Annotated in this window: 30 protein-coding genes; 7 read left to right on the forward strand and 23 right to left on the reverse strand. The window is 42.2% G+C overall.

What is annotated here, in order from left to right:
• Positions 1–21: 21 nt before the first annotated feature.
• Positions 22–660 carry a TetR/AcrR family transcriptional regulator gene (locus tag OCV44_RS13430; RefSeq protein ID WP_086050227.1) on the reverse strand — a complete coding sequence of 213 codons (639 nt, stop codon included), beginning with the start codon at positions 658–660 and terminating at the stop codon, positions 22–24.
• A gap of 221 nt (positions 661–881) precedes the next feature.
• Here OCV44_RS13430 and rfaD point away from each other — a divergent pair, with 221 nt between their 5' ends.
• Entirely contained in the window at positions 882–1823 is a 942-nt protein-coding gene (gene rfaD, locus OCV44_RS13435; protein WP_139685874.1) for an ADP-glyceromanno-heptose 6-epimerase, read from the forward strand.
• Between the two features lie 75 nt (positions 1824–1898).
• On the forward strand, positions 1899–2852 hold the full coding sequence (lpxM, locus tag OCV44_RS13440) for a lauroyl-Kdo(2)-lipid IV(A) myristoyltransferase (protein ID WP_012603053.1): 954 nt from the start codon (positions 1899–1901) through the stop codon (positions 2850–2852).
• 61 nt (positions 2853–2913) lie between these two features.
• Here lpxM and OCV44_RS13445 read toward each other — a convergent pair whose 3' ends face one another.
• From OCV44_RS13445 to OCV44_RS13475, 7 genes are read right to left on the reverse strand one after another with little or no spacing between them, the layout of a single operon-like run.
• Positions 2914–3588 (reverse strand): CatB-related O-acetyltransferase, encoded by a 675-nt coding sequence (locus OCV44_RS13445; protein WP_139685875.1) that lies wholly within the window; start codon positions 3586–3588, stop codon positions 2914–2916.
• 7 nt (positions 3589–3595) lie between these two features.
• Positions 3596–4021: a hypothetical protein gene (locus OCV44_RS13450; protein WP_246091815.1), complete on the reverse strand. Its 426-nt coding sequence runs from the start codon at positions 4019–4021 to the stop codon at positions 3596–3598.
• Positions 3951–4487 carry a hypothetical protein gene (locus tag OCV44_RS13455; RefSeq protein WP_246091817.1) on the reverse strand — a complete coding sequence of 179 codons (537 nt, stop codon included), beginning with the start codon at positions 4485–4487 and terminating at the stop codon, positions 3951–3953. Before OCV44_RS13455 ends, OCV44_RS13450 begins: the two co-directional genes overlap by 71 nt.
• Positions 4477–5433 (reverse strand): glycosyltransferase, encoded by a 957-nt coding sequence (locus OCV44_RS13460; RefSeq protein ID WP_211349774.1) that lies wholly within the window; start codon positions 5431–5433, stop codon positions 4477–4479. The genes OCV44_RS13455 and OCV44_RS13460 overlap by 11 nt, the downstream gene beginning before the upstream one ends.
• An 18-nt stretch (positions 5434–5451) precedes the next feature.
• Positions 5452–5940: a pantetheine-phosphate adenylyltransferase gene (coaD, locus tag OCV44_RS13465; RefSeq protein ID WP_139685876.1), complete on the reverse strand. Its 489-nt coding sequence runs from the start codon at positions 5938–5940 to the stop codon at positions 5452–5454.
• 9 nt (positions 5941–5949) lie between these two features.
• A complete protein-coding gene (locus OCV44_RS13470) occupies positions 5950–7014 on the reverse strand; it encodes a glycosyltransferase family 9 protein (protein WP_139685877.1) in 1065 nt (354 codons plus the stop codon).
• Positions 7007–8107 carry a glycosyltransferase family 9 protein gene (locus tag OCV44_RS13475; RefSeq protein ID WP_065678235.1) on the reverse strand — a complete coding sequence of 367 codons (1101 nt, stop codon included), beginning with the start codon at positions 8105–8107 and terminating at the stop codon, positions 7007–7009. The genes OCV44_RS13470 and OCV44_RS13475 overlap by 8 nt, the downstream gene beginning before the upstream one ends.
• Positions 8108–8178: 71 nt before the next feature.
• On the opposite strand from OCV44_RS13475, the gene OCV44_RS13480 reads away from it, so the two are divergent.
• Positions 8179–8901: a 3-deoxy-D-manno-octulosonic acid kinase gene (locus OCV44_RS13480; protein WP_139685878.1), complete on the forward strand. Its 723-nt coding sequence runs from the start codon at positions 8179–8181 to the stop codon at positions 8899–8901.
• Position 8902: 1 nt separating this feature from the next.
• Here the strand turns inward: OCV44_RS13480 and OCV44_RS13485 are convergent, their stop codons facing one another.
• The 10 genes from OCV44_RS13485 to radC all read right to left on the reverse strand — a co-directional run bounded on the left by OCV44_RS13485 (position 8903) and on the right by radC (position 17041).
• Entirely contained in the window at positions 8903–9796 is an 894-nt protein-coding gene (locus tag OCV44_RS13485; protein WP_139685879.1) for a hypothetical protein, read from the reverse strand.
• A gap of 3 nt (positions 9797–9799) precedes the next feature.
• Positions 9800–10540: a glycosyltransferase family 25 protein gene (locus tag OCV44_RS13490; RefSeq protein ID WP_139685880.1), complete on the reverse strand. Its 741-nt coding sequence runs from the start codon at positions 10538–10540 to the stop codon at positions 9800–9802.
• Positions 10537–11856 (reverse strand): lipid IV(A) 3-deoxy-D-manno-octulosonic acid transferase, encoded by a 1320-nt coding sequence (gene waaA, locus OCV44_RS13495; protein ID WP_139685881.1) that lies wholly within the window; start codon positions 11854–11856, stop codon positions 10537–10539. The genes OCV44_RS13490 and waaA overlap by 4 nt, the downstream gene beginning before the upstream one ends.
• A gap of 13 nt (positions 11857–11869) precedes the next feature.
• Positions 11870–12925 (reverse strand): lipopolysaccharide heptosyltransferase II, encoded by a 1056-nt coding sequence (gene waaF, locus OCV44_RS13500; RefSeq protein WP_139685882.1) that lies wholly within the window; start codon positions 12923–12925, stop codon positions 11870–11872.
• The gene (locus tag OCV44_RS13505) at positions 12922–13872 is read right to left on the reverse strand and encodes a glycosyl transferase family 90 (RefSeq protein ID WP_139685883.1); all 951 of its coding nucleotides are present in this window, start codon (positions 13870–13872) and stop codon (positions 12922–12924) included. Before OCV44_RS13505 ends, waaF begins: the two co-directional genes overlap by 4 nt.
• A 208-nt stretch (positions 13873–14080) precedes the next feature.
• The gene (gene mutM, locus OCV44_RS13510) at positions 14081–14890 is read right to left on the reverse strand and encodes a bifunctional DNA-formamidopyrimidine glycosylase/DNA-(apurinic or apyrimidinic site) lyase (RefSeq protein WP_139685884.1); all 810 of its coding nucleotides are present in this window, start codon (positions 14888–14890) and stop codon (positions 14081–14083) included.
• Between the two features lie 2 nt (positions 14891–14892).
• On the reverse strand, positions 14893–15453 hold the full coding sequence (locus OCV44_RS13515; protein WP_139685885.1) for a hypothetical protein: 561 nt from the start codon (positions 15451–15453) through the stop codon (positions 14893–14895).
• A 203-nt stretch (positions 15454–15656) separates the two neighbouring features.
• Positions 15657–15824, reverse strand: a complete 168-nt coding sequence (rpmG, locus tag OCV44_RS13520; RefSeq protein WP_002535344.1) for a 50S ribosomal protein L33 — start codon at positions 15822–15824, stop codon at positions 15657–15659.
• Between the two features lie 13 nt (positions 15825–15837).
• Positions 15838–16074, reverse strand: a complete 237-nt coding sequence (rpmB, locus tag OCV44_RS13525; protein WP_004728407.1) for a 50S ribosomal protein L28 — start codon at positions 16072–16074, stop codon at positions 15838–15840.
• A 292-nt stretch (positions 16075–16366) separates the two neighbouring features.
• Positions 16367–17041 carry a RadC family protein gene (radC, locus tag OCV44_RS13530; protein WP_012603038.1) on the reverse strand — a complete coding sequence of 225 codons (675 nt, stop codon included), beginning with the start codon at positions 17039–17041 and terminating at the stop codon, positions 16367–16369.
• A 223-nt stretch (positions 17042–17264) separates the two neighbouring features.
• Between radC and coaBC the strand changes: the two genes are divergently transcribed.
• The 3 genes from coaBC to lpxL all read left to right on the forward strand — a co-directional run bounded on the left by coaBC (position 17265) and on the right by lpxL (position 20208).
• The gene (gene coaBC, locus OCV44_RS13535) at positions 17265–18506 is read left to right on the forward strand and encodes a bifunctional phosphopantothenoylcysteine decarboxylase/phosphopantothenate--cysteine ligase CoaBC (protein WP_139685886.1); all 1242 of its coding nucleotides are present in this window, start codon (positions 17265–17267) and stop codon (positions 18504–18506) included.
• 138 nt (positions 18507–18644) lie between these two features.
• Positions 18645–19235, forward strand: a complete 591-nt coding sequence (slmA, locus tag OCV44_RS13540) for a nucleoid occlusion factor SlmA (protein ID WP_017100198.1) — start codon at positions 18645–18647, stop codon at positions 19233–19235.
• 22 nt (positions 19236–19257) lie between these two features.
• Complete coding sequence (lpxL, locus tag OCV44_RS13545) at positions 19258–20208, forward strand: LpxL/LpxP family Kdo(2)-lipid IV(A) lauroyl/palmitoleoyl acyltransferase (protein WP_139685887.1); 951 nt, start codon at positions 19258–19260, stop codon at positions 20206–20208.
• A 133-nt stretch (positions 20209–20341) separates the two neighbouring features.
• Here lpxL and pyrE read toward each other — a convergent pair whose 3' ends face one another.
• Both pyrE and rph read right to left on the reverse strand, forming a co-directional pair.
• A complete protein-coding gene (pyrE, locus tag OCV44_RS13550) occupies positions 20342–20983 on the reverse strand; it encodes an orotate phosphoribosyltransferase (protein ID WP_004735727.1) in 642 nt (213 codons plus the stop codon).
• 230 nt (positions 20984–21213) lie between these two features.
• The gene (gene rph, locus OCV44_RS13555; protein WP_139685888.1) at positions 21214–21930 is read right to left on the reverse strand and encodes a ribonuclease PH; all 717 of its coding nucleotides are present in this window, start codon (positions 21928–21930) and stop codon (positions 21214–21216) included.
• A gap of 283 nt (positions 21931–22213) precedes the next feature.
• Here rph and OCV44_RS13560 point away from each other — a divergent pair, with 283 nt between their 5' ends.
• Entirely contained in the window at positions 22214–23080 is an 867-nt protein-coding gene (locus OCV44_RS13560) for a YicC/YloC family endoribonuclease (protein ID WP_009847984.1), read from the forward strand.
• A gap of 110 nt (positions 23081–23190) precedes the next feature.
• Here the strand turns inward: OCV44_RS13560 and OCV44_RS13565 are convergent, their stop codons facing one another.
• From OCV44_RS13565 to OCV44_RS13575, 3 genes are all read right to left on the reverse strand, one after another.
• Positions 23191–24384 (reverse strand): ISL3 family transposase, encoded by a 1194-nt coding sequence (locus OCV44_RS13565; protein ID WP_139686334.1) that lies wholly within the window; start codon positions 24382–24384, stop codon positions 23191–23193.
• Between the two features lie 340 nt (positions 24385–24724).
• The gene (cspE, locus tag OCV44_RS13570) at positions 24725–24937 is read right to left on the reverse strand and encodes a transcription antiterminator/RNA stability regulator CspE (RefSeq protein WP_004735656.1); all 213 of its coding nucleotides are present in this window, start codon (positions 24935–24937) and stop codon (positions 24725–24727) included.
• Between the two features lie 308 nt (positions 24938–25245).
• Entirely contained in the window at positions 25246–25671 is a 426-nt protein-coding gene (locus OCV44_RS13575) for a phosphate-starvation-inducible protein PsiE (RefSeq protein ID WP_017079068.1), read from the reverse strand.
• Positions 25672–25693 lie beyond the last annotated feature (22 nt).

Raw genomic sequence — 25693 nt, forward strand, 5'->3', positions numbered from 1 at the left:
TACATCTTTTTTTTGAGCAGCCTACTTAGAGTTCAGCGCTCTCACACCATCTTCTAGCAATGTTAGCTGCTCAAAACCTTGAGTAGTCGCAATCGGTTTAACTGTTGCGATCATCTGTAGCATTCCTTGATGCACAACTTGCTCTGTAATTTGAGCTTTTGGAGACATCGCAGACTGATAGGCCAACCAACCCGATGCGATCAAGTGAAGAGAAGTCACCATCGATTTCATTTCTGTATCGGTTGCTTTGAGCAAGTTCAACTCAACAAAGGCTCTCATAATATCCACAAGATTCGTTTGCAGCTTTTCTTGAACGGCCATGTAATCAAGGTGCAGTTTTTCATCACGAGACAATATTTCAGGCAGGTTCGCATAGAAGAATCGGTACTTCCACATCAATGTGAAGATGGAATCTAAGTAGCTTTTTAGTAGCGTCAGGCTTTCTTGCTGCCCTTGAATCGGAGTAAATCTTTCAAGTAACTCTGTCGAGTAGAGAGTAAAGATATCACGTACAATTTCTTGTTTGTTGCGGAAGTGGTAGTAGAGGTTTCCGGGGCTGATTTCGATGTGTTCAGCAATATGATTGGTCGTAATACTACGCTCGCCGTGCTCATTAAAAAGCTCTAGAGCTGCGTAAACAATTTTGTCACGTGTTTTCATTAGCATTAGTATCCCTATCCGTTTAGTGGTTCAGTATATCGCCACTAAACAGATAGATCGACCTGTTCACATCTGGTCGAATTAGCTCTGATGAAAATGGATAGAATATCTCAATTAACATCACCATATCACACTAGAATTAAAGAATTATTCCGCTAGCTCGCTTCGTTTGTTCCTTGCTATACTCGTGTGAGTTTGTATTCAAAAAAGTAGGAAGAAATATGATTATCGTAACTGGTGGTGCAGGCATGATTGGCAGCAATATTGTTAAGGCGCTCAATGAAGCAGGCCACAACGATATTCTAGTTGTCGACAACTTAAAAGATGGCAAAAAATTTAAGAACCTGGTTGACCTAGATATCACCGATTACATGGATCGTGATGACTTTCTAACTCAAGTTATGGCTGGTGATGATTTCGGTCATATTGAGGCTATTTTCCATGAAGGTGCATGTTCTGCGACCACCGAGTGGGATGGCAAATACATGATGCTCAACAACTATGAATACTCTAAAGAGTTACTGCATTACTGTATCGAGCGCGAGATCCCCTTCTTGTATGCTTCTTCTGCTGCCACTTATGGTGAAACCGATACCTTTATCGAAGAGCCGCAGTACGAAGGCGCGCTAAACGTATACGGCTATTCAAAACAGCAATTTGATAACTATGTGCGTCGCTTAACTGCAGATGCAACCGCACACAACGAAACGCTTTCTCAAATCACTGGGTTTCGATACTTCAATGTCTACGGTCCACGTGAACAGCACAAAGGCAGCATGGCTTCTGTCGCTTTCCACCTAAACAATCAAATGAACGCTGGTGCAAACCCGAAATTATTCGCAGGAAGCGAAACCTTCAAGCGTGATTTTGTGTATGTTGGTGATGTTGCGGCCGTAAACCTGTGGTTCTTAAAAAATGGCGTATCAGGTATCTTCAACCTAGGTACAGGTAATGCCGAATCATTTGAAGAAGTCGCAAAAGCGGTGATTAAACATCACGGTAAGGGAGAGATTGAAACTATCCCATTCCCTGAGCATTTGAAAGGTGCTTACCAAGAGTTTACTCAAGCTGATTTAACTAAGTTGCGTAATGCCGGTTGCGATGTTCAATTTAAATCGGTTGCTGAAGGCGTCAGCGAGTACATGCAGTCAGTTAATCGCTAGATTACACTCTCCCGAAAACAAGCTAACGGTATACTGTTAGCTTGTTCAATATATATCGCCAGTTAAAGGTTTACAGTGACAACTCAACGCGACGACTACGATCCTAAAGCATACAACCCCAAATTCATCAGTGCGTTTTTATCACCAAAACACTGGGGAACTTGGCTCGGGCTATGCCTATGTCTACCCATTTCTTTGCTGCCAAACTCGATTCGAGTAGCCATAGCAAAATTCGTGGCGACAAAAATGGCGAAGAAGCAACGTGGCTCAGTACAAAAGGCACGTATAAACCTCGCGCTTTGTTTTCCAGAAAAGTCTGTTCAAGAGCGTGAAACCATTCTAACCAATTGCCTAACAACTGCTGGCGCCTTTTTACTTGGTTTTCCTGCCATATCATTACGCAGTAAACGTTGGCTTGAAAAACACTCAGAAATCATTGGATTAGAACACTTACAACAGCTACAAAAAGACAATCAAAGTGCTATTTTGCTCGTACCTCACTCTTGGTGCATCGACATTCCGGCTATCCTTTTAGCTTCAAGAGGCTTACCCGTTTCTGCGATGGCAAATAGCCAGAAAAACCCTCTGACCGATTGGCTCATGCACAAGCAAAGAGTTCAGTATGGCGGACGAGTTTATGATCGCAGTGGCGGCATTAAGCCTTTTATCAAATCAGTCAAAGATGGCTACTTGGGATATTACCTGCCAGATCAAGACCATGGCCCAGAGCAAAGTGTATTCTCAGATTTCTTTGCGACTGAAAAAGCAACCTTGCCCGGACTTGGAAAACTAGCAAAAGTAAGCCGAGCGAAGATCGTTCCAACCTTCGCCAGCTATAATATTGAGACGGGTAAATACGAAATTGAAATCAAAGCACCCATTGAATTATCCGGCGATGAACATCAAGACGCTAGGGCAATGAATGAAGTCGTTGAAGGTTTTGTTAATCCGAAACCTGAGCAGTACATGTGGATTTTAAAGTTGTTAAAAACACGTAGGAATGGACAAGACCCATATGTGGGGTATTAACCTACATATGAGTATAAACCTACACGTAGGCATATAGACTCGATTGATTAGTTAGAAGTTTCTAACTAATCAATAACTTAAAATCTTTGATATTAATAAAGGCACCTTGATGCTCTTTGATTTTTTCAAGTGGCCATTCCCACCACTGTTCCATTAAAAGAGCTTCCCTTTCGTCTTCAGTAAAGCGCTTCTTAATCTCTTTCGCTGGAACACCACCCACAATACTGAATGCTTCTACATCTTTGGTCACAATAGAACCTGTTGCAATCACTGCACCATGCCCGATAGCCACTCCTGGGAATATTTTCACGTCTTCACCAATCCAAACATCGGATCCAACAACAACTTGGTAATGCTCCTCAACATACTTAGTATGCGAGTAAATAGTACCTTTGTTAAAATCCAACCCTTGTTTTTGCATCAATCGATGATCGGCACGATGAAAGCATGGGTGAGTCGACACGTAATCATTAACCGGGTGGTTATTTAGGACAATTTTCACATTATTAGCAATCGAGCAAAAACGACCTATTTTGACATTGTTCATATTACAATGAGTATCAATATAAGTACCGAAGCCAATATATGAAGCATTCACATCACAATCGCTTGCTACAGAGTTACAGCCTTCAAATTGAGTGTCTGTAAAGTTTGATTTTCGAGAAAGGAAGTTCTTCTGTTTTTTTTGATCACGAATGAATATTAGCTTCTTAATCTTGCGTATGATTTTTTTCATAATGAGTCTATTCGCCATTACCAGATAGGAGTTTGTGATAAAAACCATCAACAGTGTAATCTTCAAGCTTAATCAAAACTGATTCATCAAAATCGCTAGAAATAAAGCCTTCAATATGACTGGCAAGTTCACTTAGAGAGTCGAATATAAGAAAGTTATCTTTTGAGTATAAAGGGTGGTTATAAAGACTCGTATTATTAGTGATTACTTTCTTTCTTGCGTATAGCGCTTCTTTCACCCTCATTGTATCAGACGTCTGTCCATCAAGAACCATTTCCAATACACATTTGGTATTGAGCATCACAATTAGGTATTCAACATAGGAATAAGACGGTTTCTTGTCAAAAACAATAAAATTGCACTTAAAACCATCTAATGCACCTTTTATTTTCTGAACCTTTTCTTTCTTTCCTTCCTTTATCCACGCCGACAAAAGAAACATCGTAATCAGATGATTTTTCTATCTCATCGATGATTTTTAGTTGAGGCATAGGCAGGTAAATATGCTTAAAGTCATACTTTTCTGCATCACCTTCATCAAAAGTATATGTTTCAAAACCTTTTAGGTGATGGTTCAGGCTTCCATCTGTGACATTTCTAAAAACAATCACCTTCCTCCCATCAATCTTTGATATCGACTTTATATCTCTCAGAGAATCGGTGGTGAATATGACATCGAAGTCATTTAGTGCCTTTATTTTTCGTCTTATGATCGCTCCATAAGCCTCATGATAATGTTTTTTACTATAGAAAAATAAAAAGGAAACTAATTTAACTAGCCACTTACTTAGGAAAATATGATGCTTTTCATAATCAGACGATAGGACGTCAATTTCTAGTTTTTCATACTGTTGCTTATAGCCTACAAAAACCAGTTTCGGTTTCAATTTATCGTTCATAAGGCAACCTTTTAAAAGACTCGACAATACTTCCTAATGCACTATTGGCTTTACTACCTTCAACTACCTTCTCGTAATAACTAACATACGCTGCAGCCATGACATTGGCATTGAATTGATCTCTCGCGTATTCATTACAACGAGCAGATTCATAGGTGTCAGAATTTAAGATCCCTTCTACGAGATCTTGTTCACAGCTCGATAAAAGGCCTACCTCACTAGAAACTAATTCCGGCAGTGAGCCATAGGGTGTACCAAACACAGGACAACCAAAATACAAACTCTCTGTAATCGCCAAGCCAAACGGTTCATGCCAAGTCACGGGGAATATCAGACCTTTTGACTGAGTCATGATCTGAGATTTCGTGGTATCGTCCACCATCCCTAAAAAACGAACATGACGATCTAACGTTAATCTGAAACCCATTTTTAGGTTCAATCGATGACCGCCCAAGACATCAAGCTGCTGACCCGCTTTCTTGGTAATATCAATGGCACCTTGAACATTTTTAACTCGCCACGCCGCTTTACCAAGAAAATGGAAACGTTCTCGTTTCAAGTTAAAGTTAGGCTTTTGGTAGTTATCCCAATTCAAGCCATTGTACACATAAGCTTGTGCACCATGATTTTTTGCATGCTGAGATGAAACAAAGACGGTATTAGGGTCAATAGGGCCGTCTGAATTACCATGCTGCGTTAAAATGTAGGGATAAGAGATAGGCTCTAGATCAGAGTGGAAATGTACAACATCAATATCATTTGGAAGCTGACTTTGCAGTGGTACATTCGGTTGATACTCGATGACTCTCGCCCAATCACACTTTGTGCCTTTGCCAGCGAGCAGCGTCACTCGGTGCCCGGCAAGATGCAAAGCATAAACTAAGTCCCAAATGACTCGTTCGGTTCCACCATAATTCACCACAGGTAACGTGGCTCTTGTATACATTAAAATATTCATAATCACTTAATTTTTAAAAGCTTTTACTTTAGCGACAACAGCTTGATGAACACACCCTGGAACAAATTGCTCTATTTTTCCACCATGAATAGCGACTTCACGAACCAATGTTGATGATAAAAAAGCAAACTCTTCTGAAGGTGTCAAAAACAGGCTCTCTAGTTCTGGTTTTAATCGACGATACATTGTCGTCAAACCAAATTCATACTCAAAATCCATTGTCGTTCTTAAGCCACGCACCAAAATTGAGGCGTTTTGCTCGGTCGCGAAATCAACCAGTAAACCGCTAAAACCTTCAACGGAAACATTAGGTAATTCATGGCAAGTTTCTCGCAATAAGGCCACACGCTCATCTAAGCTAAATAAGGTGGCTTTACTTGGGCTCTCTGCGACACCAATGACAAGTTTTTCAAACATACATGCGGCACGTTTAATTAAGTCATAATGGCCGTTAGTCACTGGATCAAAAGTACCTGGGTATATTGCTATTTTCATGACATTCCTTTATTCACTGGATGTTTTCTTGTTTTTCAATCGGCCTAATACACGGTCTAGCTGCTCAATCACCGATTCTGTAGAAATAAGAGCCATAAGATCTTTTCCTTTTACTCGGGTTCCCCATGGAAGCTCGTCAACCGCTTTACCGTGTTGCTCTTCAGCAATCTGTTCATAGACAGAAACCACACTGTCTAAACTATGGTAAGGCCCTGTTCGCATTGGGTTACTGTGCGCATACAAACCAATCACGGGGACACCTTGAGTCGTCGCAATGTGTGCAGGCCCTGAATCAGGAGCGATCACAACACTGGATTTACCAATCACTGCGGTAAGCTGCTTTAACGAGGTTGAGCCTACTAAGTTAATACAAGGTGATGTCATGTGCTGAGAGATATTGTCGGTTAAATTGCGCTCTCTATCCGTTGGAGCACCACAAAAAACTACTTTGAAGCCTAACTGATAAGCGTGATCGGCGACAGCGGCATAGCGCTCAACTAACCAGTTTCTCTCATCTTTACTCGCGGCAGGGCTAATAACAATATACGGCTCATGCGCAAGCTCGATCGATCGTCTTTGATCTTCATCAGACAAAGCAAGATCCCATGTCGGCACCTGTTTGGGACATCCCAAAAAGTAAGCAAATTCAGAGAAATTATCCAACACATGAGATGCGTCCGTTTTTGGTAGCTTGCGGTTGGTAAAGAGCCACTGCCCCTCTTTGGCACGTGTCCAACTAAAACCAAGTTTTACTTTTGCCTTTACTCCGATCGTTAACAGGCTGGCTCTTAATGCAACTTGCATATGCAGTAAATAATCAAACCGAGTTGGACGCAGGGATCCCCATACTTCTTTCATTCCTTTTAGGCCGCGTTTTTTATCAAACACGACAACTTGAATTCCAGGTATATCACCAAGTAATTGAGCTTCGATTTTTCCCATCACCCAGGTGATCTGACATTCTGGATAGGTAGCTTGAATAAGTTGCACCACAGAAAGGGCATGACAAACGTCACCAATGGCAGATAAACGCAGAATACAAATAGATTTTGGAGCAGAAAGAGCGTTATTCATTGATCGATTCCAATGGCATCATTTCTAGAACAGCAGAAACAACGTTATCTGGCTTGATATCTTGAAGGCATGGCGAATAGACATCATCGCTAATCTGACATCTGTTTTTATAGCAAGGGACGCAGTTACGTTCAGATTGCACAAGTCTAATATTGGCGACTCTTTGGGAGCTAACACCATTGCTGTATAAATTGTTCGTTACATCAATTGGCTCTTCATATGGCCAAGGTGACCACATGCTTGCTGGCGCCACGCTAATAATAGATACAATTGGGATAGAGTAACCTGATGCGAGGTGACCCGGGCCACTATCAGGTCCAAGAAAACCATCACTGTGTTTTATTAATACCGAAGTTTGAGCTAATGATAATTCCCCCAAAACACTGACCAGTTGATTCGATTCAGGAACTTGGCTAATGATTTGTTCAACAATGGTCTCGTCTCGTTCTAATTTAGCGCCAGATAATACAATATTATAACCTGAAGATATCAGACGATTGATGACTTCAACCCAATACGAGACTGGCCACTGCTTAATTTCGTTGGAGGATGGCGCATGTACAACAATGTAGTTTGATGGCAATCTCTTTTGAACTGCTGAAGGTAATAACTCTTCGGGAGACACAAGCCGTGCAATACAATTAACATCTATGGTATCCAGCATACGAGCAACGCGACTCATTTTATGCTCAAAGCGATGCTGTTCTTTAATGTAATGAGTATAAATTAACTTTTTAACCCAGGCGCCAGAAAGCGATTCATCAATTGCACCAAGTCTTTTCTTACCAAAGATAAAACTATAGATAGCGGTTCTATCATTAAGCATTTCATTGACGACTAAATCATATCGACCATGCGTTTTTAAAATCCGGTAATAGTCCTTAACGGATGCTCTTGGCGGAATTTCAACTAAAGAGTCAACGTCTGGATTGGTACCAAAAACCATCTCCCCTCTAGCATTAACTAACACATCTATTATGGCGGTCGGAAACGCTTTTCTCAGACTATGGGTAAAAGCAGAGATCAACAAACTATCACCAATGCAATGAGTGGCAACAACTAATATTTTTTGGTAACTACATGAATCGTTCATTAATCTGTTCGGCGTTTGATATACTGTTCTACCAAGTATGCCATAAACTCCCCAATACGAGACAGTGATTCATGTTTACAACAAAGCAAATCCATAAAACAACGTACTGGTATAACCCTAAGTTACTCACCGAAGATGTTGAATTGGCTTTTTCTGTGGATTATTGGAAGGCGAATCAAGCAATACTGGGGCACGCTCAAGGTAGAGGAACAACATGGTTTGTTAAGGGAGAAAAAAGCGATTTCGCTCTTCGACATTATCATCGCGGCGGTTTGTTTGGAAAACTCGTTCGAGACAGCTATTTATTTACGGGGTTAGAGAGCTCACGAGCATACCAAGAGCTAATATTACTTGAGCTCCTCGCTAAACATAACGTTAATGTCCCGACACCCGTTGCTGCGAAAGTTTCGCAAGAAGGGGTCGTTTACAAGGCCGATATCTTAATTGAAAAGATTTCCGACGCCGAAGACCTAGTAAAGATACTGTCGAACAAAAAACTATCCGATACCCATTTAAACGATATTGGGCATCAAATTCGAAAAATGCACGATGCCGGGGTCAATCATACCGACCTCAATATCCATAACATTCTCGTTGATAAAGCAGACAAGGTTTGGATTATTGATTTCGATAAATGCGTAACGCAAACAGGTAATAACTGGAAAGAGAGTAATTTAAAGCGACTTAAGCGCTCATTCGAAAAAGAAGTTCGATTGGGAAGGATTGATGCTCAGCACTTTGATTTTTCACAAATTGAACAAGGGTACAAAGTGAGTACCCTTGAGAGACTATGATTTATTCTTCTTTCAAACCAAATAACTTACGAAGTTTCTTTTTCTTTTTATAGATATGCCCTCGAATCACTTCAGCAAGAGGGCGCTTGAAGGACACTTCTTTAGCTAAGCGTATTTGCTCTTCAAATGGTTTATCTCCATGTTCTTCAAAGAACTGTTCCAACACCGTTCTCGCCCAGTCTTTTCGTCCACTCGTTGAATAATGATTGAGCCAAGCTTTCGCGGGTTCAATATTCACCTGTGTAGAGAGTGCTTCAGATAACGCAAACTGCTCTAAAGTGTGCGCCTCACACCCTTCTTGACGTAACGCTTGAATCAACACATCGGCATGATCAAACGCTGATGTGTGTTTTCCGGTGATACCGATGACTGCCGACGCCCACATAACTGAGTCTGGATTGGTGCGGTAGACACTGCCATCCATAAGCTTTATATCTCTATCTCTAATATGTGCGTATTCATTGGTGCTTGGCAAAGTATTGATGTTCACTTCAGAGCAAAACAGTAACGCGTTTTTATCCGATATAGAGTCGAAGTAAACATTTGTTGGCACGTTAAAGTACGTATCTGTATCGAGAAAAAGCAGTTTATCTTCAGGATTCAACTCTAAATTATCACAAAGATATTTTAAGCCGCGGTTCTTAATTCTAAAGTGATAAGTATTGTCTAGACTCCATTCAGCCTTTTGAGCCGGCGATATCGGAAACACTTTAATTGGCATATTAGCGAAGTGCTCAGGCTCTTCCGCTAGAACAGAGATTTCAGGCCTAGTTCCATTTGCCTCAACCCAATTGGCTAAAAAAGACAAAATGCAAAACCTTGCGCCTTGATAGTAAGTTCTATCATTGCCATAAATGACAAATGTTAAGTGTTTTCTAGCCAATTCTGATTTCATAATTTAGTACTTCGTAATATTTTTAAAAAGTGCTTTATGCTTGCTGCTGACATGGCTTCGAACATGAGTTCGGTATCCCTCTTTAAACCAACTTCTAATCGTCGCATAAAGCCCTGAGGATCTACCGCTCAACTCGCTATCAAATGCACCGGTTTTGCTGCCCTGTCGAACCAAAGGTGGGTGTGTCCAAAAAATATTGTACTCTAATGTCGTTCGTTCATTACCAATATAACCATCAATAGGTGCGTCGGTTATATTGCTTTCCATATGCTCTACCATTGCGCGAGCAAAACTAAGGTCGTAAAGCAAACCACCAGTAAGCTTGTTCGTTTTACACAAGTACAGATGTTGATTTGGTACTCTTACTGATGTGGGTACTAAACTCGACGCCTCTTCAATATTGACAAGATACTTTTCTTCACCAACAAGCTCGCTTTGGAAAGCTTCTAGTTGCTCAATAAAATCGCTATTTAAAAAAGCATCATCTTCTAACACTAATACTTGTGGAATTTGTTCTTCTACGACTTTTTTCATCACTAAGTAGTGCTTATAAAAACAAGATTTCTCAGGGAGCCTCAGTGAGTCGTCAAAGAAACCATTTCTAACGTCATCAGATAGATCATCGATATCACCAGCTAACATATATTCGTAATCAGTGATGCCTACTTCTGGCAGGTGCTTATCTATATGTTTTCTACGTTCTTCGTAGCCTTTGCTTACATGAATAACAAAAGTTTTGATCATGGTGATGTCTCAATATTGGTTGACTGATTATTGGTGGCTGAATGATGTATCAATTGGAGTGTTTTGTGTAACGCACCTTGATTCTGTTGAACTATACCATAGCCTATTCGCCCTTTTTCAATTAACTCTTTAGGCTTGGATAATGCACTGATTATTTGTAAAGCAAGCTCATTCTCATCGGCTACAACAGACAGTGCGCTTGACTCGATCAATTGATTCGCTAAATCTGAAAAATTAAAGTAGCTCGGCCCTGTTAAGCAGTATTTTTGAAGTAATGCAGGTTCGATGAAGTTATGCCCGCCTACTTTCTTTCCAAGTAGGCTTCCTCCCATAAAGACGAGATCACTCGCAGAAAGCATAACCATAAGCTCTCCCATCGTATCTCCTAGGTAGACATCGACATCGAGTGGTAACTCGTCAACAACTTCGGTTCGACGAACCAAAACTAAGCCTTGGTTTTGGGCCAATTCTGCAACTGAATCAAACCGTTCAGGATGACGAGGTACTATCACTAAGAGTAATTTAGGCAGTTCTCTTTTGGCTTGTTGATAAGCTCTAAATATTTGTTCATCTTCGCCCGCATGAGTGCTCGCGGCGACGAAAATCGGCCTATCCTGTCCCAAAATACTTTTAAGATGTTCACCTTGTGCGATTATATTATTATCAATCGACACATCGTACTTAATTGAGCCAGTGACAATGACTTTTTCGCTCGGCGCACCTAGCAACTCAAATCGAGATTTGTCATCAGAGTGTACCGTCAATATTAAACTTAACTTAGAGATAGTCGGATAAATTAACGAACTCATTTTTTGATAATTACGGGCTGATTTTTCGGATAATCGTCCATTGACTAATATCATCGGAATATCATTTTTAGCAACGGTGTTAATGGTGTTCGGCCATAATTCCGTTTCAATAATGAGCATGTTGTCTGGCTGAATGCGGTTGATAAAACGTTGAACACACCAACTGAAATCAATAGGCATATAACGGTGGCTAATCGAACCGCTCATCTTTTCTACCTGTTCAGCGCCTGTACTCGTTGTTGTAGTGATCAGTATTCTTTTATCTGGGTTTTGTATCGCCAGTTGTTCAACTAACTTCTTACTCGCCAGCACTTCCCCTACTGAAACGGCATGAATCCAAATCACACCCGATTGTCTATTCTTAATAGGCGGTGTAAATCCGAAATGCTCTTTCCAGCGATGACCAAAAGGCGGTTTGTTTGCTTTGGAGCGATATAGGCCCCAAAGCAGAATAGGGCTAATAAGGAAAAGTAGCGCGGTATAGGCCCAACGAACGACGATGCTCATATAACGACCTTATTTATATTTTACCTTGGGAAATAACATCAAACTGCTCAATAGCACTAATGACTCTACTCGGCATTAACTCAGTTAGGCACTTTAGATGCTGCTTGGGACAAGTTCGTTCAAAGCAAGGTCGGCACTCAATATCAGTATTGATGATTGCCAGTTTGTTGGTTAGCGGAGGCGTATATTTAGGTGAACTAGAGCCATAAACAGCCACGACATTACAGCCCACCGCGGCGGCCACATGCATCAGCCCAGAATCATTGCTAACGACAGTACGACAAGCCCCGATCAAGTCTACAGCCTGAATTAAGCTCGTATCTCCAGCTAAATTGAAGCAATGCTGCTGCATATTAACAGGGACTTGTTCGATTATCTTTTGGGTTACTTCACGATCTTTAGCCGAGCCAAACAACCACACTTGGTAACCTTGCTTTATCATCGCTGTCGCTGCTGTTGCAAAGTGATTATCAGGCCAACGTTTCGCAGGGCCAAACTCAGCTCCAGGACATAAACCAAGGACAGGCCTTTGATTGTTTAAACCAAATTGCTCCATAGCTTCTTGTTGGCTGGAGTCAACAACTTGTAGGCTTGGAAAAGGTAATGATGACAATTCACCTAAACAACCACTACCCGTCATTTCAGCTTTAGGGTGCGCTAACGCTACATATCGCTCTAACATGTATTGAAACGCTTTTTTATTGGTTCTAACGTTATTAAGCAAACCAAAACGCATTTCACCTTTCCAACCAACTCGTTCAGGAACGCGTGCAAACAGGGGAATTAAAGCTGATTTCGCGGAGTTAGGTAATACGTACGCTTTATCGTACTGTACTTCCCTCAATGATTTTCCGAGTCTATAACGAGATTTCAGATCAAATTGCCCATGCCCTAGTGGCATTTCAAGAGCTTGGTTAACTTGTGGCATTCTTTCCAAAATAGGCTTACACCATGCTGGCGCTAAAACATCAATTTTTGCGTCAGGATACTGTCTTTGCAACTCAATATATAAGCCTTGAGACATTACCATGTCTCCAACCCATGACGGGCCAATAATCAGAATTTTCATTTGTCTTGCTCGTTAATAGCGTGTTCGTGAGTAGCTTGGCCAGATAGTCTAAAATATTCTTGAAGTGTTTTAATGCAAACCAATTTTTCTAGTTGTTCATCCTGGAAAGGAGCAAGGTATTTATGCGCATTTTTGATCATCTGTTCAGACTCTTTAGGGTTGTCTAAATAGTATTGAATTTTTTGCTCAAAATCCGACCAGTCATCCTTCACCTCTACATAATGTATGCCTGGCTGCAGAGTGCCTTCCATAAACCACGTTTCAAACTTCATTTTTGGAGTAACGACAAGTGAGTTCGAAGACATTGCCCATTTCAAGTTTGATGCAACATCGTTCCCTTCAAGGCAAATAATAAATTTGTACTGAAGCTGCTCTTCGACTGTCATAAATGGCTGTTGCCACTCTGGGTGCTGCTCTGAAACATTCGATTGACCTGCATTCATCAGTGGATGACCATACAGAGTTTCCATAAAACGAATTCTGTGTGGTTGAGTCACAGCACCACGAAATACGGCCATATTTTTTTTATCAGAAAAACTTAAGCTATCATCCACGAATCGGAAATGACGACGCTTATCTAATTTAAATAGTACAGAGTTACTATTGTTCCCATCAATCGGACGAGCTTTAAATAACGTTGGAACTGGCTCTATATGCGTTTCATCACCAAAGTAGTAACTGAAACGAAAATACTTTGGAAAATAATGAAGAAACTCTTTAAGATCAAAGAAATAAGATGTGTAGCCTTTTCGAGAATAATTACTAATCTCGCAGCTTAGACTAGCCTTATCAAAGTCGACGAGCCCTTTCACATAATAACTTACTCTGGTTTTTATATAGTCAGCTTGACCGGAATATGACTTTTCCAGCTTTTCAAACTGTTTTGAAAAATACAAACGAGGTGCGATAGAGAGCAAGGCATGTTTTAGATAATAAAATATCTTCATAGTTTCTCTTTATATTTTATTTTTGCGTAATGTAACGAAGGCAAAGTCAGCAGCCATAGGTAAGGAATTATCAACAAAGCTCTAGAGGTAGACTCTGCCTTTAGAAATGAAGACGACAAATTCCACAATAATACCCGTAATTTTATCAGATAAAGTGCCCTAGACACAGCTTCAAGTGATATCAACTTCTGTATTGAGAAGGACACATCTATACCTGACAGCTAGAGCAATAAAACGTGTTTCTTTGCCCTATTTTAAGTTCCTGAATCAGCTCTTCACAGTTAGGACACTGTTCACCAGCCTTACCATAAACCTGCAGCTCTTGAGCAAAATATCCCGGTTTTCCATCCGCTTGGGCAAAGTCTTTTAGCGTTGTTCCACCCTGTCTGATAGCCGTCGCGAGTACTTGCTTGATCTCTTTGGTTAACAAGAGCCACTCTTGTTTTGTAACCTTACTTGCAGAGCGCAAAGGATTAATACGTGAAGAAAACAGAGCTTCATTGGCGTAGATATTACCCACACCGACCACGACTTTGTTGTCCATAATGAACTGTTTGACGGCAACCTTACGCTTTTCTGCTTTCTCAGCAATGTAATCTGCGTTGAAGTCGTCAGTTAGTGGCTCAGGACCAGAACCAAGTAATACAGTATGTATCTCATCAGGCGCCGACCATAACCACGCACCAAAGCGACGCGGATCGTTGTAACGCAATATCTTGCCATTGGTTAACTTAAGATCCACGTGATCGTGTTTTGCTGGCGGGAAATCGGCGTCTAACACGCGCAGTGAGCCAGACATCCCAAGGTGAACAATGGCTGTTCCGGTATCGGTTTCTATCAATAAATACTTAGCTCGGCGTGAGATAGAGCGAATCACCTGCCCTTCTAGCTTTTTAAGCTCTTGTGGGATATCCCAGCGCAGCTTGGAGGTACGAAAGGTAAGCGTTTTAATCGTCTCGCCAACTAAATGAGGAGAGATCCCCATGCGGCTTACTTCAACTTCGGGTAATTCAGGCATAGTTAATCGTCCGATAGAGATGGTTTGTCTGATATAGATAGCTTGTCTGATTTAAATGAAGGTTTCGAGCTAAAACTTGGAAACAGGTAGCTCTCTTCAATAGACACCGCCAACCACTGATCATTCCAGTTTTTTAACAACCAGAACTCCGGCAATTGATAATAGGTAATACGCTGGGGCTCTTCTTGGTCTTGATACCAAACCTCAATGGTATGCGGGGTATTCAATTGTGGTGAGAGGTCGGTATAGGTTTGAGAGTCAATTTCGGTGCCCACAAGTTCCTGCCACCTCTGTGACAGCTCTCGTGCATTGATGGTTTGAGGGAAGCTTTCACCTTTAAGCTGGTAAATCCATTGATTGTCTTGTTGAATGACAGACCACTTGGCAAAGTGCAATGCCTGGAGCTCTGCTGCTGGGTTCAGGAGATAAGGATAAGGGCTATCAACCTGCGGCTCAGGCTCGATAAGGTACGCTTTGATCAAAGTTGGAAGGTTTAACACGCCAATAAAAGCGATCACACTGAACATGAGTATGTTGTTCCACCGGCGTCCACGATATCTCATCTGATTCTGCTCATCTAACCTATTGAGTAATCAGTATATCGTGAAAGTGGCAATATTTTCTATGTTGTACGGTTTTCTATCTATCAGACGCTATATCAAACAAGAATAATTGAGTTACTTAAATTTTAGATATAAAAAAACCCAGCTATAAGCTGGGTTTTTAATTTATTCTTCTATAAAAGAAGAGACAAAGGGGCTATCAATTACTTGATTTTAGCTTCTTTGTACATAACGTGCTGGCGAACTACTGGATCAAACTTTTTGATCTCAAATTTGCCTGGCATGTTACGCTTGTTCTTGTCAGTTGTGTAGAAGTGACCAGTTCCAGCAGAAGATACTAGACGGATTTTCTCACGAATGCCTTTAGCCATTGCTTAATTCCTCTTAAACGTTTTCGCCACGTGCACGGATATCAACAAGAACAGCATCGATGCCTTTCTTATCAATAATACGCATGCCTTTAGCAGTTAGACGTAGTTTAACAAAACGTTTTTCGCTCTCTACCCAGAAACGGTGAGTTTGTAGGTTCGGCAGAAAACGACGCTTGGTAGCATTGCGTGCGTGTGAACGGTTGTTACCCGTTACTGGACGCTTACCAGTTACTTGACATACTCGGGACATGAATGTCTCTCCAAATCGTTTCAGCTCGATATCAACCTTGGTGGCCGAACCTCTCTATCAATTCTGAAAATAGAGGTAAAAACCATAATGGAAAATCCATTCAAGGCTATCAAAGGTCGCGTATTATACTAACTTGACATGCATTGCTCAAGACCCGAACAGATCCTTTTTAAGGATTTCGTGATCTTTTTTTGAACAGGGCAGCTATTTGAGTAATCAGAGCTGATTTAAGGTTCTAAAATGTGGGCGGAATGATAGCAGATTTAACGCAACTAACAACCTAAAATGTGATTCAAATCCATCCGCGCTCTGCAAAAGAGATAACTTCGCCATCTCCAACGACAAAATGGTCGAGAATTCGGATGTCCACTAGTGCCAATGCGTCGGTTAATCTACGTGTAATTCGCCTATCTGCTTGGCTTGGCTCTGCGACACCGGAAGGATGGTTGTGCGCTAAGATTAAAGCGGCTGCATTATGATGAAGTGCCCGTTTAACCACTTCTCTCGGGTAAACAGACGCTGCATCGATGGTTCCTTCAAACATCACTTCATCCTTTATTACTCTGTTTTGGTTATCTAGGAACAATATATAGAAGGCTTCTCGCTGGCGATCGCGCAATATACTCGAAAGATACAACTTGGTATGGCTTGGGCTAGTGAGTGCATCGCCTCGAGATAAAGTTTCGGCCAAATAACGTTGCGTCATCTCTAAAACGGCCTGTAACTGGACATATTTCGCCTGCCCCATCCCTTTATGAGCACAAAACTCGGCCTCCGTTGCAGAAAAAAGATGGCGAAGCGAACCAAAATCTTTGATCAACTTATCCGATAACTCTAAAACATTCATTCCTTGTGTGCCCGTTCGAAGAAATATCGCTAACAACTCCGCGTCACTTAAGGAGTCAGGGCCTCTACTCAGTAACTTTTCTCTTGGCATCGACTCAACAGGCATTTTACTTATAGGCATATAAAGGCTATCTAGGGTGATGAATACGATCCATCAGCCTAATCCGTTTGCCTACGGAGAGCTTCCATAGCGTTATAAAGAAGACTAATGCCTAGCAAAACCGTGTAATTGATAAGTTTGATAACATCAACTTGATGAGTGTCAAACCTGTTCCAATTCTGCTTCTAGGCACTAATCCTTTGTTCTGATATCGTTAGTCCCAGAGAAATTAAGGAACAGAATCATGCAAACATTGGTTAATCAACTGGATAACGCTGACCAACAAGGCCTAGCTGGAAAAAAAATCCTACTTGGCATTAGTGGTGGTATCGCAGCTTATAAATGTGCCGAACTGACTCGACGCTTAATCGAACGTGGTGCGCAGGTACAAGTCGTCATGACTAATGCGGCTAAGGAGTTCATTACTCCTCTCACCATGCAAGCTGTCTCTGGAAGGCCAGTGTCTGATAGTTTACTTGATCCTGCTGCTGAAGCTTCCATGGGACACATCGAACTGGCGAAATGGGCTGACCTAGTCTTATTAGCACCCGCAACCGCAGACCTTATTGCGCGCATGACCGCAGGCATGGGTAACGACCTACTGACCACTTTGGTTTTAGCAACCGATGCGCCAGTCGCGGTATCCCCAGCAATGAACCAACAAATGTACAGCCACCCTGCAACTCAAGAGAACATCGCAACGCTAAAACGTCGTGGATGTGAAATCTGGGGTCCGGCAGCTGGTGAACAGGCCTGTGGCGATGTTGGTATGGGGCGTATGTTAGAGCCAATGCAACTGGTCCATCGTTGTGAAGACTTCTTCCAACCTAAACCTCTGACTGGCCGTTCGGTGTTAATTACTGCGGGTCCAACTCGCGAAGCGATCGACCCTGTGCGTTACATTACTAACCACAGCTCGGGCAAGATGGGCTATGCACTGGCTGAAGCGGCCGCGAAACAAGGTGCTACGGTAACTCTAATTAGTGGCCCTGTATCACTCGCGACACCAAATCAGGTTAATCGCATTGATGTAGACAGCGCACAACAGATGTTTGATGCCGTGAATGCCAATGCTGCTCAGCATGATATTTTCATCAGCTGCGCTGCGGTTGCCGATTACCGCCCAGAGACCATTGCAGACCAGAAGCTTAAAAAAGTCGATAGTAAAGATGACATGACCATTCAAATGGTTAAGAACCCAGACATTGTGGCTTCCGTTGCCTCAATGACTGAAGATCGTCCATTTACTGTCGGCTTCGCAGCAGAAACTCAAGATGTCGAGAAGTATGCGCGCGGAAAATTGGAAAGAAAGAACCTCGATATGATTTGTGCTAACGATGTCTCTGTCGAAGGCCAAGGCTTTAATAGTAGTAGTAATGAGTTGCACCTTTATTGGAAAGGTGGCGATAAATCTCTACCTCTAGATAGCAAAGACTCTCTTGGTTTCCAGATCCTTAATCAGATCCAACAGCTTATTGATGCATAAATAAACAATTTTACTCTGACAATATGCTGACACCTCTCGATTCTGTTGACCTAGGTCTTACAAAACTAGGAACAGAATTGAATGGTGTTTATAATCCTTCTTCACTCAATCCTCATCTTTAGGAAAGGAAGTAAATAGATGGCCGGTACTCGAAAATCAAACCGTCGTGAAGAAATCCTGCAAGCTCTAGCACAAATGTTGGAATCGACCGAAGGTGCTTCTCGTATCACAACGGTAAAGTTGGCCAAGCAAGTTGGTGTTTCTGAAGCTGCGTTATACCGCCACTTCCCAAGCAAAGCTCGCATGTTTGAAGGCTTGATCGAGTTCATTGAAGAAGCGTTGATGTCTCGAATCAACCGTATTCTAGATGAAGAGAAAGACACACTAGAGCGCATACGCCTAGTGCTACAACTTATCTTGGTTTTCTCAGAACGTAACCCAGGCCTGACTCGAATTTTGTCTGGTCATGCTCTAATGTTTGAAAATGAACGCCTACGCGATCGCATCAATCAGCTTTTCGAACGTATTGAGACACAACTTCGTCAAATTCTACGAGAAAGAAAGCTTCGTGAAGGGAAGTCATTCCCAGTTGATGAAAAAATCTTAGCGGCTCAATTGTTAGGTCAGGTTGAAGGAAGTTTAAATCGATTTGTTCGCTCGGACTTCAAATATCAACCGACAGCGAACTTTGAAGAGTATTGGGCACTTCTGAGTGCACAAATCGAATAGTAATCAGCATTAAGCCAAATATATGAACAAAACCACATATGATAAGCCTGAATTTTCACTCTTACTGCTTCACCCTAAATACTGGCCCGTATGGCTAGGCTTTGGGTTGTTGGCTCTAATTGTTAACCTGCTACCTTACCGTGTGTTGCTCTCCTTAGGGCAGCGACTTGGCTTACTAGGCGTGCGTTTTGGTAAAAAACGGGTTGATATTGCAACTCGTAATATGGAGCTGGCCTTTCCTGAAAAGCCCAAAGAAGAAATAGACCAACTAGTCAAAGAAAACTTCAAAAATACTGGATTAGCGTTGATTGAAACCGGCATTACTTGGTTTTGGCCAACTTGGCGATTTAAGATGTTGCTGGTTGATAAAGATACTGCAGTAATGAGATCGCATAGCAAAAACGGTAAAGGCGTTCTACTTTGTTGTGTGCACGCTCTCAATCTTGAAATTACCGCTCGCGCTTTTGCCGTACTCGGACAGCATGGATATGGCGTGTATCGCCCACACAACAACGCTGTATATAACCTTATTCAGTTTTGGGGCCGAACCCACAATGGCAATCTGACTATTGATCGTAAAGATGTGAAAAAGATGATACGAGTTCTGCGTAACGGAGATCGCCTATTCTATCTCCCTGATCATGACTACGGTCGCAATAAATCTGTATTCGTACCTTTCTTTGCAGTAGAGGATGCAAGCACCACCACTGGAACCAGCATTTTGGCTTACACCAGTCGATGCGCGGTCGTTATTGGTTCTGGCTTTAGAAATGCCGACGGCAAATATGAAATCATGGCCGACGAATCAATCGAAGATAACTATCCGCAGAAAGATGAAAAAGCGGCAGCAGCGTATATGAACCGCTATCTTGAGAAGATTATCTTAAGAGCCCCAGAACAATGGATGTGGCTACACAAGCGCTTCAAGACCATGGAAGATCCAGAAGCGGAAAAAGGCATTCGTTACAAATAAGCGAGCCTTATTCTGCCCAATAAGATTTAAGTAAAAAAATGCCCGAAAGAGTTTCATCTCTCGGGCATTTTTCTTTTTTAAGCTCTAAACCTAAGGCACTAAACCATTAGGTTCAACTTCTTCAGTTTACGAATTAGATTCCGTATTGAGCGCGGTACGCTTTTACAGATTCAAGATGTGCTGCGTCGGTGCCTTTCTCTTCAAGGAAAGTCACCAGATCAGTCAGGCTAACGATTGAGATAATTGCACAACCGAAGTCACGCTCTACTTCTTGAATCGCAGACAACTCACCTTTGCCCTTCTCTTGACGGTCAATCGCAACTAGAACACCCGCTAAGTCAGCACCGTTTGCTTGGATGATTTCCATCGACTCACGGATCGCAGTACCAGCAGTGATCACGTCATCCACTAGCATGATGCGACCTTCAAGTTCGCTACCGACTAGGTTGCCACCTTCACCGTGGTTCTTTGCTTCTTTACGGTTGAAGCAGTAAGGCGTGTCCACATCGTGGTGATCAGCAAGTGCAACCGCTGTTGTTGTTGCGATTGGGATACCTTTGTATGCAGGGCCAAATAGTACATCGAACTCAATACCTGAATCAGCCAATGCTGCTGCGTAGAAGCGACCTAAACGCGCTAGGTCGCGACCTGTATTAAACAATCCAGCATTGAAGAAGTAAGGGCTCTTACGGCCAGACTTTAAAGTAAACTCACCAAACTTAAGTACTTCTTTCTCTAGTGCAAATTCAATAAATTCACGTTGATATGCTTTCATGCTCATCCTCTAAATTAATTTACTTTCCAATTCCTAACTTCCGATCACTTCGGAAGCTAACGATGATGTATTTTCTAAATAGATAGCTCTACAACAAGGCAGCAAAGTTTTTCAGCCCTATGAGCATAGGGAACCTATGTGATTAGGGTGAAAAATTGTAGCTAACACAGGTGTAGAGTTATCTATGACGAAAATAAAAAAATAGCCCCCATTTGGGAGCTATCTAAAAACTATTCGGCCAACGCAGCTTTCTGCGCTTCGACGATATCGGTAATGCCCTTATTCGCCAGGGCTAAAAGCTGCATCAGCTCTTCGTGGCTGAACGGTTCGCCTTCTGCGGTGCCTTGAATCTCAATCATCTTACCGTCTTCCGTCATTACAACGTTCATGTCGGTATCGGCTGCTGAGTCTTCAACGTACTCAAGGTCACACAGTGCTTGTGCACCAACGATGCCCACTGAAACTGCCGCTACGTGGCCTTTCATTGGGTTCTTTTTCAGTTTACCGCTTGCTAGTAGGCTGTTGATAGCGTCTGCCATTGCTACGCTTGCACCTGAGATAGAAGCAGTACGAGTACCGCCGTCTGCTTGGATAACATCACAATCGACAGTGATCATGATTTCACCCATTACTTTCAGGTCAACAACAGCACGTAGGCTACGAGCGATCAGACGTTGGATTTCCATCGTACGACCACCTTGCTTACCGCTCGCCGCTTCACGACGGTTACGAGTGTGCGTTGCACGTGGCAGCATACCGTATTCAGCGGTTACCCAACCCTTTCCTTGGCCTTTTAACCAACGCGGTACGTTTTCTTCTACCGTCGCATTACATAGAACTTTAGTGTTGCCGAACTCAACTAATACAGAACCTTCAGCATAAGCTGTGTAGTTACGAGTAATTTTAATTGGACGAATTTGATCTACAGCGCGGTCATTTGGACGCATTGGTATCTACCTTATTAACAGTCTGAAGTGATTTACTATCGAAAGAGTGCATCACCTAAGAAAGGGGTGAGACAGTTTTGATTGGGGCAAGATTATATAGCAGTTTATCTTTCAAATCTATTTACCATTCAAAGCGACTTACGACTTAAAGAGATTTACGACTCAAAGGTACTTACCGTGAAAGGCTATTTATCGCGGAAAAGCGACAAGCTTCGGGAGCACCCCATATCGTGATACTATGCGTGCGCGTTATTTTCAGAATGATAAAAGACAGGAAAATTCGATGATTTATAGTATGACCGCGTACGCGCGCAAAGAAGTAAAAGGCGATTGGGGCACAGCAGTATGGGAAATCCGTAGTGTAAACCAACGCTACCTTGAAACTTACTTCCGTATGCCTGAACAGTTCCGTGGTTTAGAGCCGATCCTACGTGAGCGTTTCCGTAAGCGTCTAGCTCGCGGTAAGGTTGAATGTAACCTACGTTTTGAAGCAAACCCAGCAGCGAAAGGTGAGCTAAGCATTAACGAAGGTTTAGCTCAGCAAGTAATCAATGCTGCTAACCAAGTAATGACCATGACAGGTGAAGACAGCCGTTTGAACCCATTCCAAATCATGAACTGGCCTGGCGTGATGGAAACGCCAGAGCAAGATATGGATGCCATCAACAAAGACCTACTTGAAGCATTCAACGATGCCATCGCAGAATTCATTGATGCTCGCGCTCGTGAAGGCGAGAACATGAAAGCGCTCATCGTTCAGCGCTTAGATGCTATCACTGAAGAAGTCGTTAAAGTTCGTGCACGCATGCCTGAGATCCTAGAATGGCAACGTGAGCGTCTTCTTACCAAATTTGAAGATGCGAAAATTGAGCTTGAAGGTTCTCGTGTTGAGCAAGAGCTGATCCTACTGGCTCAAAAGTCAGACGTAGCAGAAGAGCTAGACCGTCTAGACTCTCACGTGAAAGAAGCAAATGTAGTACTGAAGAAAGGTGGCGCTTGTGGCCGTAAGCTTGACTTCATGATGCAAGAGTTCAACCGTGAGTCAAACACGCTAGCATCTAAGTCTATCAGTACAGACATCACAGCATCGGGCGTAGAGCTTAAGGTTCTTATCGAACAGATGCGTGAGCAGATCCAGAACATTGAATAACAGTTTGTCAGTAACACACTGTGGATAGCCATTAGCTGAATCAGTGTTGATTAACTAACTGTGTTAATTAGAACAAGATAAGCTCCTAGTTTTAGGGGCTTTTTTTTGGTTCATCGCGGCTTTCCGGGGAAAGCCGCTTTTATCTTTAAGAAGAAGTAGTCTGTATCTCGATATCCATACCCCATTCGCTTGATTAACTTTATCTTGTTGTTTATCCCTTCAAGTGTGCAGGTGTTTAATGGATAACTTGCCGATGCGATAATACCGTGAAGATAGGAGCTCAGTTTTCGTGCGAACTCTTTCAATGGCTTAATTCCACTCTCTTGTACCTGTTCATACCACGCATCCCAGAGCCCCTTAGCGTGCCTTTCTGACTCACAATACCAAAGCTCTTTGAGTTGGGCTCCGAGTATATAAGTGGTCATCAAGTCCTTATTGATATTCAATATTTCAGTCAGATAGCTATCTTGTCGTGCATTTAAGTTACCTCTGTTTTTCAACAGTACCCAGCGTGAGCGCTTGACCCATTGCCTCGCTTTTTTATCTTGCTTGAGTTTGTTGGCTTGGTCGACTCTGACTCTATCCATCACCTCTCGACCGAACTTAGCGACAACATGGAACAAATCGTAAACGATTTTTGCATTCGGACAGTGCGCTTGAACTTCAAGGTCAAAAGCCGTATTCATGTCCATCGCGACCGCCTCGATATTGTTGCCATGCTTGCCTAACTGCTCGAAGAACGGTCGTATGTCCTTGCGGCTACGGCCTAACCCTACCCAAATGACTTGGTGAGTCTTAGCGTCAGCGATGACTGTGGCATATCGATGTCCTTTAAAGATGGCGAACTCGTCCATGACGAGTTGCCTTAGTCCCTCCCATTTCACTGGCGGTACCACTTCTCTAAGTCGGCGTTTATCTATCTCTTTAATGGTATGCCAATGAACGTTCGTTAACTGGGAGATATGCTTAATGGGAAGAAGAGGTAGTAGCTGCTCTATATAGCTTTTTAGGCGCTTCGTTATACGAGCATAAGGCTCCAACCAAGGTAGAGACTCTGTTTTTATGCCGCAGTCACGACACTTAATTCTTCGTGTTTGAACAGAAAGTTCAACAGGAACCCCGAGCAACATGGCCTCTTTCACATGACGCCATTGATACTCGTGGATAGCTTCGGCTTCAAGACCACAAAGGCACTTAGCCTCAGAGTTAGGTTTAAGAGTAAGGGTAATAAGTGTTGCTGTCTGGTGAGACTTTACTATTTGAAAGCCTTCCCAGAATGAAGATAGGAAAGTATGATTCTGCATGGAAACGGTAGTTTGTGTATGATTTTTGTTTGGCGACTAAACCATATCACTTACTACCGTTTTTGTTTTCAATTCCCGCTAATCCGCGATGAACCTTTTTTTATGGGTACAGTAATGACAATCAGGATGACTAAGTGAGCAGATTATTACGCAGGAGATGTACTTAGCACAAAAGATAGATACAGCGATAGATAGAACGGAGCAGATGTACAAAAAGATTTTTAATATTTTGAGGAGGTATTGCAAGTGGAGAAGAGTGTTACGGTAAAACTGAGGGGAAAACTGGTTTGAGAGAGAAAGTGACGCAAGTTGCTATTGCAACCTGCGCCGACTTAAAATCTTATAGAGCTACAACGTTTGCAGCTTGAAGACCTTTTTGGCCTTGCTCTACTTCGAAAGACACTTGTTGGCCTTCTTTAAGAGTCTTGAAACCTTCAGAAGCGATTGCACGGAAGTGTACGAATACGTCAGCGCCGCCGTTGTCTTGAGTTAGGAAACCGAAGCCTTTCTCTTCGTTAAACCATTTTACTACGCCGTTTGTTTTGTTAGACATGATGTGTCCCTTATATAAAAATAAAAAATTAATCGCCAAAAGTGCGATGCGCTGAAAGCTTGAATTATTTAATGTATCTATGAAGCCAAGGGAAACACTGAGAATAACAATGAAGCAATACTAAGGGTTTTACTTTACAACTGGATGTTTCATTTAATAACCCTGAAAACAGAGCAAGCACATTCTTGGTGATCCTGACCAGGTTGTAAAGCGTTATTTGAAAAAAATGACTATTTTTTGTTCAATCAACTTCTATTCAGCTCTACAACATCGCTGAACTTCATTTACAACGCTCTGATCTTAAAAAATTACTCATCCGGCTGCTTGGTTCGAAGATCCACATATGGCCAGTAGTGATGCCCTACTCGAATCAAAAGTGTTGCAGCCGCTAAAATAAATGCCGCTAAAGATAACCAAACGATCAATACCGCATCGAGTTCTTTCATGCCCAAAGTGATGTAACGAGCAATCGCCATCATCGCGATGTAGATCGGGTATCGCACTGGGATCTTACCGTTCATCACAAACTGCTGAACCATCGCCAACACTTCTAAATAGATAAACATCAGTAGAATATCGGTTAGTTGTACTCGGCGTTCAGCGAAGACATGCATGAACTCTTCGACCATCGCAAACAAGGTCGCGAGCGTGATCGCCACCAGCAATACCGCTTCCATAATGTGGAATACTTTCAAAAACGGCTTACTAAAAGATTTAGGTAAGTTAGAAGGCATAGTCACTCTTCAACAAATAATT

This window comes from Vibrio tasmaniensis (assembly GCF_024347635.1).
Taxonomy (GTDB): Bacteria; Pseudomonadota; Gammaproteobacteria; order Enterobacterales; family Vibrionaceae; genus Vibrio; species Vibrio tasmaniensis.

What these genes read in the sequence shown, in the direction of transcription:
- OCV44_RS13430 (WP_086050227.1), bottom strand. Translation starts at nt 660, where the DNA reads ATGAAAACACGTGACAAAATTGTTTACGCAGCTCTAGAGCTTTTTAAT.
- rfaD (WP_139685874.1), top strand. Translation starts at nt 882, where the DNA reads ATGATTATCGTAACTGGTGGTGCAGGCATGATTGGCAGCAATATTGTT.
- OCV44_RS13445 (WP_139685875.1), bottom strand. Translation starts at nt 3,588, where the DNA reads ATGAAAAAAATCATACGCAAGATTAAGAAGCTAATATTCATTCGTGAT.
- OCV44_RS13455 (WP_246091817.1), bottom strand. Translation starts at nt 4,487, where the DNA reads ATGAACGATAAATTGAAACCGAAACTGGTTTTTGTAGGCTATAAGCAA.
- OCV44_RS13460 (WP_211349774.1), bottom strand. Translation starts at nt 5,433, where the DNA reads ATGTATACAAGAGCCACGTTACCTGTGGTGAATTATGGTGGAACCGAA.
- coaD (WP_139685876.1), bottom strand. Translation starts at nt 5,940, where the DNA reads ATGAAAATAGCAATATACCCAGGTACTTTTGATCCAGTGACTAACGGC.
- OCV44_RS13470 (WP_139685877.1), bottom strand. Translation starts at nt 7,014, where the DNA reads ATGAATAACGCTCTTTCTGCTCCAAAATCTATTTGTATTCTGCGTTTA.
- OCV44_RS13475 (WP_065678235.1), bottom strand. Translation starts at nt 8,107, where the DNA reads ATGAACGATTCATGTAGTTACCAAAAAATATTAGTTGTTGCCACTCAT.
- OCV44_RS13480 (WP_139685878.1), top strand. Translation starts at nt 8,179, where the DNA reads ATGTTTACAACAAAGCAAATCCATAAAACAACGTACTGGTATAACCCT.
- OCV44_RS13485 (WP_139685879.1), bottom strand. Translation starts at nt 9,796, where the DNA reads ATGAAATCAGAATTGGCTAGAAAACACTTAACATTTGTCATTTATGGC.
- OCV44_RS13490 (WP_139685880.1), bottom strand. Translation starts at nt 10,540, where the DNA reads ATGATCAAAACTTTTGTTATTCATGTAAGCAAAGGCTACGAAGAACGT.
- waaA (WP_139685881.1), bottom strand. Translation starts at nt 11,856, where the DNA reads ATGAGCATCGTCGTTCGTTGGGCCTATACCGCGCTACTTTTCCTTATT.
- waaF (WP_139685882.1), bottom strand. Translation starts at nt 12,925, where the DNA reads ATGAAAATTCTGATTATTGGCCCGTCATGGGTTGGAGACATGGTAATG.
- OCV44_RS13505 (WP_139685883.1), bottom strand. Translation starts at nt 13,872, where the DNA reads ATGAAGATATTTTATTATCTAAAACATGCCTTGCTCTCTATCGCACCT.
- mutM (WP_139685884.1), bottom strand. Translation starts at nt 14,890, where the DNA reads ATGCCTGAATTACCCGAAGTTGAAGTAAGCCGCATGGGGATCTCTCCT.
- OCV44_RS13515 (WP_139685885.1), bottom strand. Translation starts at nt 15,453, where the DNA reads ATGAGATATCGTGGACGCCGGTGGAACAACATACTCATGTTCAGTGTG.
- rpmG (WP_002535344.1), bottom strand. Translation starts at nt 15,824, where the DNA reads ATGGCTAAAGGCATTCGTGAGAAAATCCGTCTAGTATCTTCTGCTGGA.
- rpmB (WP_004728407.1), bottom strand. Translation starts at nt 16,074, where the DNA reads ATGTCCCGAGTATGTCAAGTAACTGGTAAGCGTCCAGTAACGGGTAAC.
- radC (WP_012603038.1), bottom strand. Translation starts at nt 17,041, where the DNA reads ATGCCTATAAGTAAAATGCCTGTTGAGTCGATGCCAAGAGAAAAGTTA.
- coaBC (WP_139685886.1), top strand. Translation starts at nt 17,265, where the DNA reads ATGCAAACATTGGTTAATCAACTGGATAACGCTGACCAACAAGGCCTA.
- slmA (WP_017100198.1), top strand. Translation starts at nt 18,645, where the DNA reads ATGGCCGGTACTCGAAAATCAAACCGTCGTGAAGAAATCCTGCAAGCT.
- lpxL (WP_139685887.1), top strand. Translation starts at nt 19,258, where the DNA reads ATGAACAAAACCACATATGATAAGCCTGAATTTTCACTCTTACTGCTT.
- pyrE (WP_004735727.1), bottom strand. Translation starts at nt 20,983, where the DNA reads ATGAAAGCATATCAACGTGAATTTATTGAATTTGCACTAGAGAAAGAA.
- rph (WP_139685888.1), bottom strand. Translation starts at nt 21,930, where the DNA reads ATGCGTCCAAATGACCGCGCTGTAGATCAAATTCGTCCAATTAAAATT.
- OCV44_RS13560 (WP_009847984.1), top strand. Translation starts at nt 22,214, where the DNA reads ATGATTTATAGTATGACCGCGTACGCGCGCAAAGAAGTAAAAGGCGAT.
- OCV44_RS13565 (WP_139686334.1), bottom strand. Translation starts at nt 24,384, where the DNA reads ATGCAGAATCATACTTTCCTATCTTCATTCTGGGAAGGCTTTCAAATA.
- cspE (WP_004735656.1), bottom strand. Translation starts at nt 24,937, where the DNA reads ATGTCTAACAAAACAAACGGCGTAGTAAAATGGTTTAACGAAGAGAAA.
- OCV44_RS13575 (WP_017079068.1), bottom strand. Translation starts at nt 25,671, where the DNA reads ATGCCTTCTAACTTACCTAAATCTTTTAGTAAGCCGTTTTTGAAAGTA.